The organism is Halomonas sp. AOP13-D3-9 (genome assembly GCF_052379125.1).
Taxonomy (GTDB): Bacteria; Pseudomonadota; Gammaproteobacteria; order Pseudomonadales; family Halomonadaceae; genus Vreelandella.
Map to the genome: position 1 here is coordinate 116491 of NZ_JBQSYH010000011.1, position 16538 is coordinate 133028.

Below are 16538 nucleotides of genomic sequence, written 5' to 3' on the forward strand. Positions count from 1 at the left end.
GCGGGGAAAAACCGGCTCCGATTAAAGCTGAATGCCCGAGAAGGACATAAAGCCCAACGACATCAGCCCCACGGTGATGAAAGTAATGCCCAGCCCTTGCAGGCCACCCGGCACATCGCTGTACTTCAGCTTTTCACGAATACCCGCCAGGGCCGCAATGGCCAGTGCCCAACCGGTACCCGCACCAAAGCCGTAGACCACAGCTTCACCGAAGTTATAGCTACGCTCGACCATAAACAATACGCCACCAAGAATGGCGCAGTTAACGGTAATCAGCGGCAGGAATACCCCTAGCGCGTTATAGAGCGACGGCACGTATTTATCAAGGAACATTTCCATGATTTGTACCAGCGCGGCAATAACACCGATATAGGAAAGCAACCCAAGGAATGAAAGGTCAATGTTTTCAGCACCGCTGATTCCGGTCCAGGTCAACGCGCCTTCCTGCAGCAAGAAGGTATAGACAAGATTGTTAACGGGGACGGTAACCGTCAGCACCACAATAACCGCAATGCCCAGGCCAATCGCTGAGGAGACTTTTTTGGACACCGCCAAGAAAGTACACATCCCCAGGAAGAAGGCCAGTGCCATGTTTTCAACAAACACCGAGGCAACAAAAAGACTCAGATAATGTTCCATGTTACACGGCCTCCTTGGGTTGGGTGTTTTCCTTCATTTTGAACTCATTAGCTTCTACCTGCTCAGGGTTAACGGAACGCATCACCCAGATCAGTAGACCGATAATAAAGAACGCCGAAGGCGGCAGTAGCAACAGGCCATTGGGAACATACCAGCCACCGTTTTGGATGGTCTGGAAGATGGTAATACCAAATACGCTGCCCGACCCCAGCAGCTCGCGCACAAAGCCCACTACCATCAGTACAAAACCGTAACCCAGGCCGTTGCCGATACCGTCTAAAAACGACATGCCCGGGGTATTGGACATCGCAAAACCTTCCGCACGCCCCATGACGATACAGTTGGTAATGATCAGGCCAACAAACACGGAGAGCTGTTTGGACATCTCATAAGCGTAGGCTTTGAGAATCTGATCGACCACGATAACCAGCGAGGCAATAATGGTCATCTGTACGATAATACGAATCGAAGAGGGAATGTGATTCCTGATCAACGATACGAACAGGTTAGAAAATGCCGTTACGAAAATAACCGCCAGCGCCATAACGAGCGATACGCTCATACTGGTGGTTACCGCCAGTGCTGAACAGATCCCCAGAATTTGCAGCGCAATGGGGTTGTTGTGGAAAATCGGCGCCGTTAAAACGCCTTTTGCATTTACGTCCGCCATGATCAGGCCCCCTCAACGTCTTCGAAGTTGGTATCGGTGTCTTCGGCGTCTTCCGGCTCAGTGCCACTGCGGAATTTAGCCAAATAGGGACCGAAAGCTTCTTCGCTTAGCCAGAACTGCAGCATATTAGTGACGCCGTTACTGGTTAGCGTAGCGCCAGATAGCGCATCGACTTCGTATTCGTCACTGGCGCCGCCTTTGGTTAGGTGAATTGCCGGTGAGAGGTCGCCCTCTTCATCGTAAATTTTCTTACCTTCCCACTGTGCTTGCCAGCGCGGGTTGTTAACTTCAGCACCCAGACCTGGCGTTTCGCTGTGCTCGTAGTAGGTGATACTAACGATAGTATTGCCGTCACCCTCTACGGCCAGGAAGCCGCGCATTAAGCCCCACAGGCCTTGACCACGAATCGGCAGCACGATCTGTTCCGGGTCGTCTTCACTGCCAATCAAGTAAACCGTGGCGTAGTTTTCGACCCGTGATAGACCCGCGATGTCTTGCTCGCCGGAAAGCGTGCGACCCGAGGCAGGGTCACGAGCAGCTTCAAAGCTATCGTAGGTATCGGGATCAAACTCATCAGAGTACTCGCCCGTATCCAGGTCAACGACTCGAGCGGTGATCTCGTCGCTAAATACCTTTTCAACGTCCATACCCGGCTCATAAAGCTTGGCAACGTTTAAGATATTAGTTTTACGATCAAGCTCCTGGTTAAGCTGCTGCATGGGCCGCAAAGCAACCGCAGCGGTCGAGACGATGACGGAGCACACGATACACAGTGAGAACGCCACAATCAGGACTTTTTTGATGGAGTTGTTACCTTGTGCCATTAGGCAGTCTCCTCGGCCGGAACGCCGGTACGCTTCACGCGACGCTTAATGTTGGCCTGGACGAAGAAATGGTCAATCAGCGGTGCAAACAGGTTAGCGAATAGAATTGCCAACATGATGCCTTCCGGGAAAGCCGGGTTCACAACGCGAATCAAGACGGTCATCACACCTATCAGCGCACCAAACAGCAGACGACCTTGGTTGGTCATCGAGGCTGACACCGGATCAGTCGCCATGAATACCATACCGAAGGCGAAGCCACCAATGACCAAGTGCCAGTACCACGGCATGGCAAACATTGGATTCGAGTCAGAGCCGATCAGATTAAACAGCGTGCTGGTTACCACCATTCCCAAGAATACCCCCAGCATGATTCGCCAGGAGGCAATCTGCGTCCACAGCAGCACCGCAGCGCCGATAAAGATCGCCAGCGTCGAGACCTCCCCCACAGAGCCGGGAATAAAGCCAAGGAAAGCATCCCACCAGCTAAAGGCGTCGGTCAGCGCAGACATACCGTCCTGGAACGCCATAGAGAGTGCCGTCGCACCGGTATAGCCATCGGCGGCCACCCATACAGAGTCACCGGAGATTTGCGCTGGGTAGGCAAAGTAAAGGAATGCACGGCCGGTTAGCGCTGGGTTCAAGAAATTCTTACCCGTGCCACCGAAGATTTCTTTACCGATCACCACACCAAAGGTGATACCTAGAGCCACCTGCCACAACGGAATAGTGGCCGGAAGTATCAGCGCAAACAGCACCGAGGTAACGAAGAAACCTTCGTTAACTTCGTGGCCACGCTTGATAGCAAAGAGCACTTCCCAGAAGCCACCAACCACAAAGGTGACAAGATAAATAGGCAAGAAGTAGGTAGCGCCGAGGACAAAATTAGCCCAGAAACTGCTTGGGTCATGTCCACCTGCCAACGTCATCATAATGGCTTCACGCCAGCCAGCCATAGAGGCATAGCCTGCGTCGATGGCGGTGTTAGCCTGCCAGCCTGCGTTCCACATACCGAACAGCATGGCTGGGAAGGTACACAGCCATACGGTAATCATGATGCGCTTTAGATCGATACCATCACGCACGTGCGCGGTGGTTTTAGCCACGCTCGGCGGTGTATAGAAAATGGTATCTACCGCTTCAAATAGCGGATAGAACTTTTCGTACTTTCCGCCTTTGTGGAAATGCGGCTCGATATTTTGGAGTGTCTGTTGAATACCCATCATCAGGCCTCTTTCTCGATCATGGTGAGATTGTCACGCAGGATGGGGCCATATTCGTATTTGCCGGGGCAAACATACGTGCACAGCGCCAGATCCTCTTCGTCCAGCTCCAAACACCCAAGCTGCATGGCAACCTCAATGTCGCCCACGATCAGCGAACGCAGTAGCTGAGTCGGCATGATATCCAGCGGCATGACCGTTTCATATGCACCTACCGGCACCATAGCACGCTCGGAGCCATTGGTAGAGGTAGTCGGCGCATAGTTGCTCAGGCCTTTGATCTTGGAGATGTAGATCCCCAAGACCGAGTGGCGATTGGCACCAGGAGAGAGCCAACCCATAAACGTACGCTTGTTGCCTTCTTCCAGCAAGCTTAGTTGATTGCTGAAGCGACCAAGGTAAGTCAGTTTACCCTCAGCGGCAAAACCAGAGAATACAGAACCAGAGATAACGCGGGTGTCATCGGGTTTGATGACTTCGCCTGCCAGGAGTTCCTCCGTACTGGCGCCGACACGTGTACGGACCAAGCGAGGGTTTTCAGCGCGCGGGCCACCAATGGCGACCACTCGGCTCATATCCAACTTCCCTTCGACAAACAACTTACCGAACGCAATAACGTCCTGATAACCGATGTGCCACACTTTTTTATGCAGTGCGACTGGAGAGAGGTAGTGAATATGCGTGCCGACAAGCCCCGCAGGATGAGGGCCGGCAAAGCTTTCGGTTTTTACGCCGTCAATATCGCCACCCGGGATCGAGGCATTTTCGCCTGTACCCTTTTCGCCTGTACCATTCTCCCCTGTACATAAGAAGACGTTGCCCTCGGTCAGGCGCGCTAACACCTTGAGGCCATCTTCAAATGCCTGCGCCTGTTCATTAATGATCAGGGCAGGGTCAGGGCTAAGTGGATGGGTATCCACGGCGGTTACAAAAATATCGGCCGGGGTGCTATCAATGGCCGGCGTGCGTGAGAAAGGACGAGTGCGTAATGCAGTCCAGAGTCCCGACTCTACCAGTTGGTCGACAACGACCTGACGCTCAAGCTGCGCTATGGCATTACGATCGTGAGCAGCGAATTCAACCGCTTCCTCAGTTTCATCGACTTTGATTACGACAGATAGTAAACGACGTTTTTCGCCACGGTTTATTGCAAGCACTTCACCGGCAGCGGGCGCTGTATAGCGCACACCATCAATTTTCTTATCGGTGAAGAGCAATTGGCCCAGTTTGACCTTATCCCCTTCCTGGACTTCCATTGTCGGCTTCATGCCAACGTAGTCAGTTCCCAGGATTGCCACGTGGCGCACAGCCTGCGCATCTTCAATACGCTGCTCGGGCGCTCCCGTGATGGGGAGATCCAGGCCTTTTTTGACTTCGATCATAGTCTCGCCCAGTTGTTGGATCGGATATACGAAGGTATGGGGTTCGAATGCTTATGTTCTGCTCAGTGAATTGTTATTTTCTGCTCAGAGTGTTACCAGTCGGGCCCAAGCAGCACTTGAACCACCCCGAAAAATCCCTCGCATTATAAAGATAAGCGCGTCCAATGACCACATCCCTGAGGGTCGCCTAAAGTGTTATAGACAACGAAAAAAGGCTTTATTGAGATAAAAAAAACGCCACCCTAAGGTGGCGTTGGCAATAGCATTCAGCCGGACAGCCCCGCATAAGGGCAATCTAGCCTCCGCACGTCAGCGGGGAAGTTTCAAAAATCGGACGTTAGACATCTGCTGTAAAATACGTACAACTTGGCAACTGTAGCCAAATTCATTGTCATACCACATGTATACGACAGCGTGATGACCATTGGCGATGGTCGCTTTCGCATCGACAATACCGGCATGGCGGTTGCCGACAAAGTCCGACGACACCACTTCTGCAGAGTCAACAAAGTCGATTTGCTTCTGATAGGCTGACTCAATCGACATGCGCCGCAAATAGTCATTGAGTGCGACTGCATCGGTGGTTTTATCGAGGGTCAGGTTAAGAATCGCCATGGAGACGTTGGGGATCGGCACGCGAATGGCATTACCGGTCAGCTTACCTTCAAGCTCTGGCAGCGCTTTGGCTACCGCCTTGGCGGCGCCTGTCTCGGTCAACACCATGTTCAGCGCTGCACTACGGCCGCGACGATCGCCTTTATGGTAGTTATCGATAAGGTTCTGGTCGTTGGTATACGCATGCACGGTCTCTACGTGACCATTGACCACACCATACTCATCGTTAAGCACTTTCAATACCGGCACGATGGCGTTGGTGGTACACGATGCAGCGGAGACAATAAGATCGCTATCACCGATAGATTCGTGGTTAATACCATAAACGATATTCTTGATATCGCCCTTACCTGGCGCCGTCAGCAGTGCTTTGGCAGCGCCTTTACATTGTAGGTGCTGCCCCAGGCCCTCTTCATCACGCCAAATACCGGTATTATCCACAATCACTGCGTTATCGATATCGTACTTGGTGTAGTCAATCTCGCTGGGAGAATCGGCGTAAATGACTTGTATAACATTGCCGTTAACCGTCAGCGTACGCGCTTCAGCATCAACCATGATGGTGCCGTCAAAGGGCCCATGAACAGAGTCGCGGCGCAGTAGGCTGGCACGTTTTTCCAGATCTTTGGCCACATCACCACGGCCACGAACCACAATCGCACGCAGGCGCAGCAAGTTACCGCCACCGGCTTTCTCAATCATCACCCGCGCCAGTAGGCGGCCAATGCGGCCAAAACCATAGAGCACCACATCTTGTGGTTCGCCGGTGCTGGCGCCTGGCTGGTAGCCATCAATAATTTCGTGCAACTCTTTACGCAGAAAGGCGTCGACATCACCACCGCCCTGGCGCTTGAACATCACCGCCAGCTTGCCTATATCCACATGAGCAGGACCAAGGTTCAAAGCGACCATGCCCTTCACAATGGGGTAGGTATCCTCAACCAAGAGCTCAGTGCCCTCTAACTTGCGCACAAAACGGTGGTCTTTAAGGATACGAATGACCGAGCGTTTGATCAGCGAACGTCCGAACATGGTGGCAACGACATTATTCTGACGATAGAGCTGCCCTACTAACGGGATCATCTGCTCCGCCAAGGCTTCGTTGCCTTGCCATTCTTGAAAAACGTTTTCGAGCGCTTGCTGACTCACGTGCGGCCTCATCAGGTAGTGGAAACGGTGGGTGCATTATCCGGGGCGAGCTACGCGGCCGCAATGAATGGATAGTCGCACACCATGTAGGGGTATTACAGAAACGCCGATCTCACTACAAAACGACCTTATGGGAAAAGATTCAGCCGCTACCATCCGTCGCGGCACTCTAACTGAAACCGGTGATCGTGTATGATCTCCCTTCCGTTTCAGCGCAAAACGATATCTTGCTCATGCCGACATTCTCACTGCTCGAACCGCCCCAGCCCCAAGGGACTCGCGATACGCTCTACTGGACATCGCCGCCGGGCAGCGCGACGGCGCTGGCACTCTCCCGCGTTGCTGCTAAAGCCCCGCTATTGGTGATTACCCCCAATACGGCCAGCGCCCAGCGCCTGGAACAAGATCTCTACTTCTATAGCGATGTACCGGTACTGCCTTTCCCCGATTGGGAAACGCTGCCCTACGATAGTTTTTCGCCCCACCAGGATATTGTCTCGGCCCGGCTGCGCACCCTGCGCCAACTGCAAGATGGCGTGCGCGGTATTGTGCTGGTGCCGATCAATACGCTGATGCAGCGCTTACCCCCGGTTGAATATATCGCCGGACGGGTAATGACGCTTAAAGCCGGCGAGCGGTTAGATCGCGAAGGGTTTCGTGAATCGCTCTCCCGGGCGGGCTATCGCGCTGTCGAAACCGTGTATGAGCCCGGTGAATACGCCATGCGCGGTGCGCTAATTGACCTGTTTGCCATGGGCATGGACGAGCCGATCCGCATTGATCTATTCGATGATGAGATCGATACCCTGCGCCACTTCGATCCCGGCAGCCAGCGTTCCACTGACAAACTAGACGCCTTGGAGCTGCTACCTGCACACGAATATTCGTTAAGCCGCAGCGCGATCGCTTGTTTTCGCGAACAGTTTGAGACCTTGTTCGACGTTGACCCCCGCCAGTGCCCGCTCTACAACGATGCCCTGAAAGGCATTCCTTCACCCGGGCTTGAGCACTATCTGCCGCTGTTTTTCGAGCAGACCGCATCGCTGTTTGACCACTTAACGGACGATACCCGGGTAGCGCTACTGCCGGGCGTTTTTGATTCTGCAGAGCAGCACTGGCAGTCAATCGACGCCCGTTACGTTAACCTGGGTGTTGACCCCACACGACCGCTGCTGCCCCCACACCGGGCGTTTTTTCCGGTCAATGACGTATTCTCAGCAATTAAAGCCCGACCACGTATCGAACTTACTGAGGATAGCGAGCAGCGCCACGCGCAGCAGCCTGAAGCCGCGCCGCTCCCCACGCTGTCTATTAATGCTCGCGCCAAGCAGCCGCTTGCCGAGCTGTCGGCGTTTCTGCATGCCCACGCTCAAACCCGGGCGCTGTTTGTGGCGGAGTCCCGGGGCCGGCGTGAAGCGCTGGAAGAGATACTGGCGCCTCTCGGACTCGCCCTCCCCCACACCGATAGCTTCCACGACTTTCTCGCCAGCGGCCAACCCTATGCCATCACCGAAGGCTTGGTGGATAGCGGCCTATGGCTGAATAACCCAAGCGTTGCGGTGATTAGCGAAACCGAGCTGTTTGGCGACGTGGTACGCCAGAGCCGTCGGCGCGAAAAAGCCACCGACGACAACGAGCTTGCGGTACGTCACTTATCGGAGCTGCGCGAAGGCGCGCCAGTGGTTCACCAAGCCCATGGCGTTGGCCGCTACCTAGGGCTGGAAACCTTAGAGGCCGGTGGCCAGGCGAATGAGTTCCTGGCGCTCTCCTACGCCGATGGCGCCAAGCTTTATGTGCCCGTCGACAGCCTGCATATGATCTCCCGCTACAGCGGTGCCGGTGACGAACTGGCGCCGCTGCACAAACTAGGTTCGGATCAGTGGGAAAAAGCCCGCCGTAAAGCCGCCGAGAAAATTCGTGATACCGCCGCGGAACTGCTGGATGTCTACGCCCGCCGGGAAGCCCAGCAAGGGGTGGTCTACGAAGCGCCAGGCGAGGAGTACCTGCGTTTTGCAGGCAACTTCCCGTTTGAAGAAACCCCCGACCAGCACGCGGCAATTGAAGCGGTGATCAGCGACATGATCTCGCCACAACCCATGGATCGCGTGGTGTGCGGCGACGTCGGCTTCGGTAAAACCGAAGTCGCCATGCGCGCGGCGTTTCTGGCCGTGCAGTCTGGCCGTCAGGTGGTGGTTCTAGTACCGACTACCCTGCTGGCGCGCCAACACTTCGAGAACTTCCGCGACCGCTTTGCCGATACCGCCGTCAATATTGGCCTCATCTCGCGCTTTACCAGCGGCAAAGAGGTCACCCAGACGCTCGAGAGCATTAAAAGCGGCCAAACGGATATCGTCATCGGCACCCACAAGCTACTCGCTAAAAGCGTTGAGCTGCCCAAAATGGGCCTGCTGATCATCGATGAGGAGCACCGCTTTGGCGTTGCGCAAAAAGAGAAACTCAAAACGCTGCGCGCTGAAGTCGATATTTTAACACTGACCGCCACTCCTATACCGCGCACGCTCAATATGGCCATGAGCGGCATCCGCGACCTGTCGATTATCGCCACGCCGCCCGCCCGCCGCCTATCGGTCAAAACCTTTGTCCAGCAGCACGACGCCAGCATCATTAAGGAAGCCCTGCTGCGCGAAATACTCCGCGGCGGTCAGGTCTATGTGCTGCATAATGAAGTCAAAACCATTGAAAACAGTGCTGAAAAGATCCGTGAGCTGATCCCCGAGGCACGCGTGGGCGTTGCCCACGGCCAGCTTCCCGAGCGCAGCCTGGAACGCATCATGTCGGACTTCTACCACCGCCGCTTTAACGTGCTGGTATGTTCGACCATTATTGAAACCGGCATTGATGTGCCGAGTGCCAATACCATTATTATTGAGCGCGCCGATAAATTTGGCCTGGCGCAACTGCATCAGCTGAGGGGCCGGGTTGGGCGTAGCCACCACCAGGCTTACGCCTACCTACTGACCCCGCCACCCAAAGCGATGACCCGCGATGCCATCAAACGCCTGGAAGCGATTAGCGCTTCGGACGATTTAGGCGCAGGCTTTACCCTGGCCAGCCACGATATGGAGATCCGCGGCGCGGGTGAACTGCTGGGTGACGAGCAGAGCGGCCAGATGGAAACCATCGGCTACACGCTTTATATGGAGATGCTGGATCGTGCAGTGAAGGCCATTCGTGCCGGCAAAACGCCCAATATTGATGCGCCCTTCAATACCGGCGTGGAGATTAACCTCAACCTACCCGCGCTGATTCCCAATGATTACATTCACGATGTCCAGCAGCGGCTGGTCATGTATAAGCGGATCGCCAACACCCAGAGCGATAGCGAGCTTAAAGAGCTGCAGGTTGAGCTCATTGACCGCTTTGGCTTACTACCCGCTCCGCTTAAAAACCTGATTCGCCAGACCAAGCTGCGCCACCGCGCTGAGCAGCTCGGCATCAGCAAGATCGAGGCTGGGGAAAGCCGCGGTAGAGTACTGTTTGATAGCAGTACCCAAGTGGATCCGTTAACCCTGGTGAACCTCATTCAGACGTCACCCAAGCACTACCGTTTGGATGGATCTGACACCTTACGATTTGAATTACCAATGGAAAGTGTCGACAAGCGCTTCCAGCAGCTTGAAAACCTACTTAGCACCCTGAATCAAAAAGTAGCGGCGGCGTGACGCTTGGGGCAAAATTGCCAGTAACCAGCCGCTATTAGCAACAGTGGCCCCACAACGCGCAGCAGCAGTGAATCAACACATTAGGAACGACCATGAACATTCGCGATACCTTTACCCTCTGGGGCCCCACCAGCTTGGCCGTGCTATTAGCCGCCAGCCTGATTAGCCCCACTTATGCGCAGACGGTTGACGAGCAAGCCGACAGCCCAACCCAGGCGCAAGAACAGCAGACCCAGGAACAATCAGCCGAGGCGCCACAAGAGCAGGCCCAGGAAGTCAGTATCGACGCCGTCGATAGCGCTGCTCAGGTTGCCGACCAGGACGAGCTGCCCCGTGGCCACTTCCGCCTCCCCGAACAAGGCGACGTGATCGGCGAGCGTTACACTGTCGTGGTTGAAGACCCCAAGCAGACGCTGATTGATATCGCCCGCCGCCACAACATTGGCTACGAAGAGATCCGCATGGCCAACCCGGGCGTCAGCCTATGGGTACCGGGGGTAGGCACCGAGGTGGTGATCCCCGCCCAATACATTCTGCCGCCTGCGCCGCGGGAAGGCGTTGTGATCAACCTTTCTGAGCTGCGCCTCTATTACTACCCCGCCGATAAACCCGGCATCGTCGAAACCTACCCGGTTAGCGTGGGGCGTGAAGAGTTTGCCACTCCTGTCGGCATCACCCGCACGACGGTCAAGGTCAAAGACCCCGCCTGGGCACCGCCAGCGTCGATGCGTCGCGAAGCAGCTGAGCGTGGCGAACCTGCCCCGTCGGTGGTTCCACCTGGCCCACAGAACCCCCTTGGCGAGCACGCTATTCTGCTGGCCATGCCGAGCTATCTGATTCACGGCACCAACCGTCCCGATGGCGTGGGCATGCGGGTTAGCCGTGGCTGTATTCGCATGTACCCGGAAGATATCAAATCGCTTTATGAGCGCTTGCCCAGTGGCACCCAGGTCAACCTGATGGATGCGCCATTCAAAGCAGGCTTTGCTGCTGACGGCACGCTGTTTGTACAGTCGTTTCCGCAACTAGAAGAGAACGCGGAAGGTTTCGAACCCCTGCTTAACGCCCTGGAGCGCGTCACAGAGCTGACTGACAATGATGCTGAAATAGACGCCGAACGGATTCAGCGCGCCGTCGAAGCCCCTGACGGTCAATTTATTGCCCTCTTCGGCCCTCAGGCACCCGAGCCAGAACCCGAGCCTGTTGAACTGATCGACGAACTTAAGCTCAGCGTCAACCAGGACACTGATAAAGACGCCTAAACGACGCCTCTGCCGTATAAAAGCAACAAAAAACCCCGCCGAGGCGGGGTTTTTTGCGTAGCTAGTAAAATAACCTAATTATCTGACGCCTCAACTTACAGCGCCCTATTTTCGATCTATCTACTAACTACATTTTCCAGCAACTGCGAAGAGAGCCGGGCGACTCCCTCAGCAGCCCAAGCAGAATTACTTCTGCATGGAACGCTGGAACATACGGTTCATTTCTTCACGGTTCTGCTCAGACATCTGCAGAGCAGCCTGCGCATCGCGCTGGGCTTGGTTTGCAGTGTTCATTGCTTGTGAAGCCATGCTACGTGCTTCTGCAGCGTCAGCCTGTGCAGATTCTGCAGTCATGCGAACTTCTTCCAGCGCGCTGGTAGAAGCACAACCAGCAAGAATTGCCAGTGAAGCGGCAGCAGCAGTCATCTTCAGAGTAGTTTTCAGAGTCATAATGTTCTCCTTGAGTCGTCCTTGGGTACTACATTAAGGGTATGACAAAGGTAAGGCTAGTCACTTAAATCAGAATAAGTTCTTAGCTTAAATTTGTCTACCTGCGGTGCAGGTTCTTGTCAGTGACTTGTGCTGCGAAGCACGCAAGTCAAACGCTGTTTTATAATAGACCACAGCGGTTGTCTATAGCCACTTATTTAAAACCTCGAACTTCCATCAACGGCAATAGCTTAACGGATCACTACGCGAGTGCCAACACCCACTAGCGCGGCCAAGCGATCAATTTGCTCGTTAGTCACGGCGACACACCCTTGGGTCCAATGATAGCGCCCGTGAATATCGGGATCCGCGCTACCCAGACCGTGTATCCCGATCGCCCCACCCAGTGCGGTGTTTTGCGGCGGGTGACCATAACGTCGATAGTAGTCGAAGTAATCATCATAGTCAGCTTGGGAATAAATGCCTTTTTCCAGCGCCATTCTAGCGTGCACCGGCGTTGGGTAATCAATGCCAATGAAGGTACGCCACTGGCTTTCATAATTAAAACGATTGATATGAAATTCACCCATGGGAGTCACATTATCGCCGCGAACCCGTTGGGTTTTAGCCCCAGCGCGGCCAAGCGAAATGGGCGCAAACCGCTCCAGTAGCGCATTGCCACGAAAGACGCTAAGCGTCGCCTCTTTATCATCCACCAGCACCCACAGCTCGTTGCTATGGCGCGGTACATGGGCGCGGCTAAGCATTGTCTCTACAAGATCCGTTGAGGCAGACTGACCAGGCCCGGCAGGCGCGGTGACGGCAGCGCTGGCCACGGCCGGCAAACTCAGTGCCATGGCTAAAAATCGACGGCGATTAACTAAAAACATGAAAGCTCTCGAAACAGGTTAGCCCGTGATTGACCGACTGGGCACATCTGCTGGCTGTTATACCTTATTCCCACATCCGCCGTTAGTAATTTCGTCATGGTCACGACTGACGCACCCCATAAGCCATTAGCTACAAACCACTGATAAAACCCCATTAAACGCCCTGCAACTCTTCCATACTGGCCGCTATATGGCGTATTTCAGAATTATGCCCTTGAGCCAGGGCGTTGAAGAATTCCTCTTCAGGCTCAATTTTCGCACGCGAAGCACGATGCTCATAAAGCCCTTGAAGACGCTGGTGCGAAGACGTTGCCGTCCTCATCGCATCCTCTAAGGAGCCTGCTATCGTTTGCTCTGCCAGGCGATCCAGTTCAGGCGGCTGGGGGAAATCGCTCGAATCATCGAACCATAATTCCAGCACCTCTGACTGATTAGAGCCATCATGAAAGAGCGCTTCAAGGCCCGTTTTCATCTTTAGCTCGCGACTGGCTAGGTAATTAAAGGCCATCTGCAGGCGCTCATTGTCTGCCTTTTCAGCGGCCTCGCTATACTGTGCCGCCATCCGCGCATGAAAACCAGCGGCCCATTTGACTAAATCTTTGACTTGGTTGTAGCGCATTATAATCTCCTCTCCTGACGACTGAGCGTTGCCTAACACTCACCACTCCAAACTGGTTTCGCGCAGCGCATCAATTTCACGCTTGGCGGCCTGGAGATTATCCAGCAGCTGCTGACGCAAACCGGTTGAGTTACCCACTGCAATCATAGCCGGGTTGTGCGTCGGACGCCGGGCGGCTCCATCGTCACTATGCAGACGCTCAAGCTGCACCACCAACCAATTCAGCCAGCTTTCCGGCTGAGCCGCTAAGTCGCGCAGACGCTGTAATTCGGCTAAAGCAGGGCCTTCCTGGGCCAGCAACACCGTCCAGCGATGGTCAGACAAGCGGGCGTGCTCAGTAACTTCTCGCAGCAGCGACTCCAGCGCCAGCTCAAAAAGCGCTAAAGCACTCTCCTCCAGCGCCATTTGCCGCGCCGGGGCATGTTCATCATCCCCCGCCGACAAAGCAGCTAATAGCTCCGCTTGGTAGAGCAGTTGGTTGGTTCGTGACCGTGCATTCACTTGCGCTTGTCCTCCACGTGCCATTTACCGGCATCAAACATAGCCTTCCAGCCGGTGGCCTTGCCCTCTTCGTCGGTCATCACGTACTGCTCTTTACTCTTACGCGAGTAACGGATCTGCGCCGGGCGGCCATCGGGATCTTCGCTGGGTGCCTTGAGAATAAAGTGGTACTTATCAGGCAGCTCATCGGCGTGCGCTTTAAGCTCTTTCACCAGCGGCGGTCGCGTTTCACGATTTTTCGGAAACTTGCTGGCGGCCAAAAACAGTCCGCTTGCTCCGTCACGTAGCACATAGTGGTCGTCAACTTTTTGACAAGCCAACTCCGGCATGGGGATCGGATCCATTTTAGGCGGCGCCACTTCCCCACTCTTTAACAACTTACGGGTGTTCTTACATTCGCTGTTAGTGCAGCCAAAATACTTGCCGAAGCGGCCAGATTTCAACTGCATTTCAGAGCCGCACTTGTCGCATTCTATAATCGGGCCGTCGTAGCCCTTGATCTTGAATTTGCCGCTCTCCACTTCGTAGCCGTCACAATCGGGGCTATTACCGCAGATGTGCAGCTTACGCGTTTCGTCGATCAGATAGTTATCCATCGCCGTGCCACACTTGTGGCAGCGACGCTTGGCACGCAGCGCATCCGTTTCGGCCTCTTCGCCCGCGTCTTCGGCCACTGCCTCTTCGCCTGGAATCAGGTCAATGGTGGTTTTGCAGCGCTCTTTGGGCGGTAGGTTATAACCGCTACACCCCAGGAAAACCCCGGTAGAAGCGGTACGAATCTGCATATGACGACCACAGCTCGGGCAGTCGATATCCGTTGGCACCGGCTGATTAGGCCGCATACCATCTTCGCTCTCTGCCTTGGCCAGCTCTTCACGAAACTCGCCGTAGAAGGCATCCAACAGGGCCTGCCAGTTACGCTCGCCTTCAGCGACTTCATCCAGGCCATCTTCCATGCGGGCGGTAAACGAAAAGTCCATCAAATCAGGGAAGGACTCTTTCAACCGCTCGGTAACGATATCGCCCAGTTTTTCGGCGTAGAAGCGGCGGTTTTCCAACTTCACATAGCCGCGATCCTGGATCGTCGAAATAATCGAAGCGTAGGTAGAAGGACGGCCGATCCCCTGCTTCTCAAGCTCCTTCACCAGGCTTGCTTCGGTATAGCGCGGGGCAGGCTTGGTAAAGTGCTGCTGGGGGTCAAGTGCTTCCAGCGCCATGGGCGTGCCCTTAGGCAAGTCAGGCAGGCTCTGGTCTTCATTTTTACCACTGGGCTTCATCACCCGAGTGTAACCATCAAACTTCAAGACGCGGCCTTTTGCACGCAGTTCATAGCCATCGACTTCTACGCTGAGCGTACTCGACAGGTACTCTGCAGGGGTCATTTGGCAAGCCACAAACTGACGCCAGATCAGCTCGTAAAGGCGCTCCGCATCGCGCTCCATCCCGGCCAGATCGGAGGCCTTTCGTTCAACGCTGGAGGGGCGAATCGCCTCATGGGCCTCTTGGGCGCTTTCTTTACTGCTGTAGCGATTAGGCGCTTCTGGTAGGTAGCGCTCGCCGAACTCTTCACCGATATAACTGCGAACACTCTCCACCGCATCTTTCGACAAGTTGGTGGAGTCGGTACGCATATAGGTGATGTAGCCCGCCTCATAGAGGCGCTGAGCCATGGTCATGGTCTTCTTGACTGAGAAGCCTAACCGGCCACTCGCCGCTTGCTGCAGCGTAGAGGTAATAAAAGGCGCGGTGGGTTTTGAGCTAGTGGGCTTATCTTCCCGGGAGGTAATCGCCAGCTTGGCTTTGCGAAGCTGCTCAATACGCGCCAAGGTGTCTTTTTCGGAGGTGGGCTTAAAGGCTTTGCCATCCTGACGAACCAGAGCAAACCGCACCAGCTCTCCCTCGGGAGAGGCCAAATCCGCGTGTACATCCCAAAACTCTTCAGGAATAAAGGCGCGAATTTCACGCTCGCGCTCGACAATCAGACGTACCGCAACTGACTGTACACGGCCGGCCGACAGCCCACGCGCCACCTTCGCCCACAATAGAGGCGAGAGCATAAAGCCCACAACACGATCCAGGAAGCGCCTGGCCTGCTGCGCTTCCACCCGCGGTATATTGAGCGCACCAGGCGCCTTGAAGGCGTCTTGAATAGCGTTTTTGGTGATTTCGTTAAACACAACGCGCTTGTAACGGCTGTCATCGCCACCGATGGTCTCGCGCAGGTGCCAGGCAATGGCCTCCCCTTCGCGGTCCAAATCCGTTGCGAGATAGACAGCATCCGCTTTCTCAGCCAGCTTTTTGAGTTCGGCAACGACTTTCTCTTTTCCGGGCAGCACCTCATAGCGGGCTTCCCAGCCGTTGTCGGGGTCGATCCCCATCCGCCGAATCAATTGATCCTGGCTTTTACGCTTTTTATATTCTGCTTTCTCTTCCGCCGACATCTTGCGTGTCGCTGCGGCCTGGCGCGCGCGCTCCTTGGGATCGGAGGCTGCCTTACCCGAGCCGCTGGTCGGCAGGTCACGAATGTGACCCACACTCGACTTCACGATGAAATCGTTGCCGAGATATTTGTTAATCGTCTTCGCTTTCGCTGGCGACTCGACGATGACCAGTGACTTGCCCATAGTGCTCCACTTTCCTAATGCACGGACT

General features: G+C 54.9%; 13 protein-coding genes. 2 read left to right on the top strand and 11 right to left on the bottom strand.

The annotated features are described in order from the left end of the window. Nucleotides 1-21: 21 nt before the first annotated feature. The 6 genes from nqrE to ACT3UM_RS13820 form a co-directional block, all read right to left on the bottom strand. Nucleotides 22-639, bottom strand: coding sequence for an NADH:ubiquinone reductase (Na(+)-transporting) subunit E (gene nqrE, locus ACT3UM_RS13795; RefSeq protein ID WP_009286984.1), 618 nt, complete (start codon nucleotides 637-639; stop codon nucleotides 22-24). Between the two features lies 1 nt (nucleotide 640). Further along, a complete protein-coding gene (locus ACT3UM_RS13800; protein WP_498899647.1) occupies nucleotides 641-1309 on the bottom strand; it encodes an NADH:ubiquinone reductase (Na(+)-transporting) subunit D in 669 nt (222 codons plus the stop codon). A gap of 2 nt (nucleotides 1310-1311) precedes the next feature. Then, complete coding sequence (locus ACT3UM_RS13805) at nucleotides 1312-2133, bottom strand: Na(+)-translocating NADH-quinone reductase subunit C (protein WP_498899649.1); 822 nt, start codon at nucleotides 2131-2133, stop codon at nucleotides 1312-1314. Beyond that, nucleotides 2133-3359: an NADH:ubiquinone reductase (Na(+)-transporting) subunit B gene (locus ACT3UM_RS13810; RefSeq protein WP_498899651.1), complete on the bottom strand. Its 1227-nt coding sequence runs from the start codon at nucleotides 3357-3359 to the stop codon at nucleotides 2133-2135. Before ACT3UM_RS13810 ends, ACT3UM_RS13805 begins: the two co-directional genes overlap by 1 nt. Then, nucleotides 3359-4738: a Na(+)-translocating NADH-quinone reductase subunit A gene (locus tag ACT3UM_RS13815; protein ID WP_498899653.1), complete on the bottom strand. Its 1380-nt coding sequence runs from the start codon at nucleotides 4736-4738 to the stop codon at nucleotides 3359-3361. The genes ACT3UM_RS13810 and ACT3UM_RS13815 overlap by 1 nt, the downstream gene beginning before the upstream one ends. A gap of 309 nt (nucleotides 4739-5047) precedes the next feature. Then, a complete protein-coding gene (locus ACT3UM_RS13820; RefSeq protein WP_498899655.1) occupies nucleotides 5048-6502 on the bottom strand; it encodes a glyceraldehyde-3-phosphate dehydrogenase in 1455 nt (484 codons plus the stop codon). A gap of 233 nt (nucleotides 6503-6735) precedes the next feature. On the opposite strand from ACT3UM_RS13820, the gene mfd reads away from it, so the two are divergent. Both mfd and ACT3UM_RS13830 read left to right on the top strand, forming a co-directional pair. Further along, nucleotides 6736-10185 carry a transcription-repair coupling factor gene (mfd, locus tag ACT3UM_RS13825; RefSeq protein ID WP_498899657.1) on the top strand — a complete coding sequence of 1150 codons (3450 nt, stop codon included), beginning with the start codon at nucleotides 6736-6738 and terminating at the stop codon, nucleotides 10183-10185. A gap of 92 nt (nucleotides 10186-10277) precedes the next feature. Beyond that, entirely contained in the window at nucleotides 10278-11447 is a 1170-nt protein-coding gene (locus tag ACT3UM_RS13830; RefSeq protein ID WP_498899658.1) for a L,D-transpeptidase family protein, read from the top strand. Nucleotides 11448-11633: 186 nt separating this feature from the next. Here ACT3UM_RS13830 and ACT3UM_RS13835 read toward each other — a convergent pair whose 3' ends face one another. From ACT3UM_RS13835 to topA, 5 genes are all read right to left on the bottom strand, one after another. Then, nucleotides 11634-11897 (bottom strand): Lpp/OprI family alanine-zipper lipoprotein, encoded by a 264-nt coding sequence (locus ACT3UM_RS13835; protein ID WP_022523170.1) that lies wholly within the window; start codon nucleotides 11895-11897, stop codon nucleotides 11634-11636. Nucleotides 11898-12127: 230 nt separating this feature from the next. Then, complete coding sequence (locus tag ACT3UM_RS13840) at nucleotides 12128-12766, bottom strand: L,D-transpeptidase family protein (RefSeq protein WP_498899660.1); 639 nt, start codon at nucleotides 12764-12766, stop codon at nucleotides 12128-12130. 154 nt (nucleotides 12767-12920) lie between these two features. Next, a complete protein-coding gene (locus tag ACT3UM_RS13845; protein ID WP_498899662.1) occupies nucleotides 12921-13385 on the bottom strand; it encodes a ferritin family protein in 465 nt (154 codons plus the stop codon). A 39-nt stretch (nucleotides 13386-13424) separates the two neighbouring features. Beyond that, nucleotides 13425-13886, bottom strand: coding sequence for a DUF6586 family protein (locus ACT3UM_RS13850; RefSeq protein ID WP_498899664.1), 462 nt, complete (start codon nucleotides 13884-13886; stop codon nucleotides 13425-13427). Beyond that, complete coding sequence (topA, locus tag ACT3UM_RS13855) at nucleotides 13883-16510, bottom strand: type I DNA topoisomerase (RefSeq protein ID WP_498899666.1); 2628 nt, start codon at nucleotides 16508-16510, stop codon at nucleotides 13883-13885. The genes ACT3UM_RS13850 and topA overlap by 4 nt, the downstream gene beginning before the upstream one ends. Nucleotides 16511-16538 lie beyond the last annotated feature (28 nt).

Excerpts from the sequence above, each read along its gene's own strand:
- mfd (WP_498899657.1), top strand. The coding sequence starts at position 6,736 with ATGCCGACATTCTCACTGCTCGAACCGCCCCAGCCCCAAGGGACTCGC.
- ACT3UM_RS13845 (WP_498899662.1), bottom strand. The coding sequence starts at position 13,385 with ATGCGCTACAACCAAGTCAAAGATTTAGTCAAATGGGCCGCTGGTTTT.
- ACT3UM_RS13805 (WP_498899649.1), bottom strand. The coding sequence starts at position 2,133 with ATGGCACAAGGTAACAACTCCATCAAAAAAGTCCTGATTGTGGCGTTC.
- ACT3UM_RS13815 (WP_498899653.1), bottom strand. The coding sequence starts at position 4,738 with ATGATCGAAGTCAAAAAAGGCCTGGATCTCCCCATCACGGGAGCGCCC.
- nqrE (WP_009286984.1), bottom strand. The coding sequence starts at position 639 with ATGGAACATTATCTGAGTCTTTTTGTTGCCTCGGTGTTTGTTGAAAAC.
- ACT3UM_RS13810 (WP_498899651.1), bottom strand. The coding sequence starts at position 3,359 with ATGATGGGTATTCAACAGACACTCCAAAATATCGAGCCGCATTTCCAC.
- topA (WP_498899666.1), bottom strand. The coding sequence starts at position 16,510 with ATGGGCAAGTCACTGGTCATCGTCGAGTCGCCAGCGAAAGCGAAGACG.
- ACT3UM_RS13830 (WP_498899658.1), top strand. The coding sequence starts at position 10,278 with ATGAACATTCGCGATACCTTTACCCTCTGGGGCCCCACCAGCTTGGCC.
- ACT3UM_RS13800 (WP_498899647.1), bottom strand. The coding sequence starts at position 1,309 with ATGGCGGACGTAAATGCAAAAGGCGTTTTAACGGCGCCGATTTTCCAC.
- ACT3UM_RS13835 (WP_022523170.1), bottom strand. The coding sequence starts at position 11,897 with ATGACTCTGAAAACTACTCTGAAGATGACTGCTGCTGCCGCTTCACTG.
- ACT3UM_RS13840 (WP_498899660.1), bottom strand. The coding sequence starts at position 12,766 with ATGTTTTTAGTTAATCGCCGTCGATTTTTAGCCATGGCACTGAGTTTG.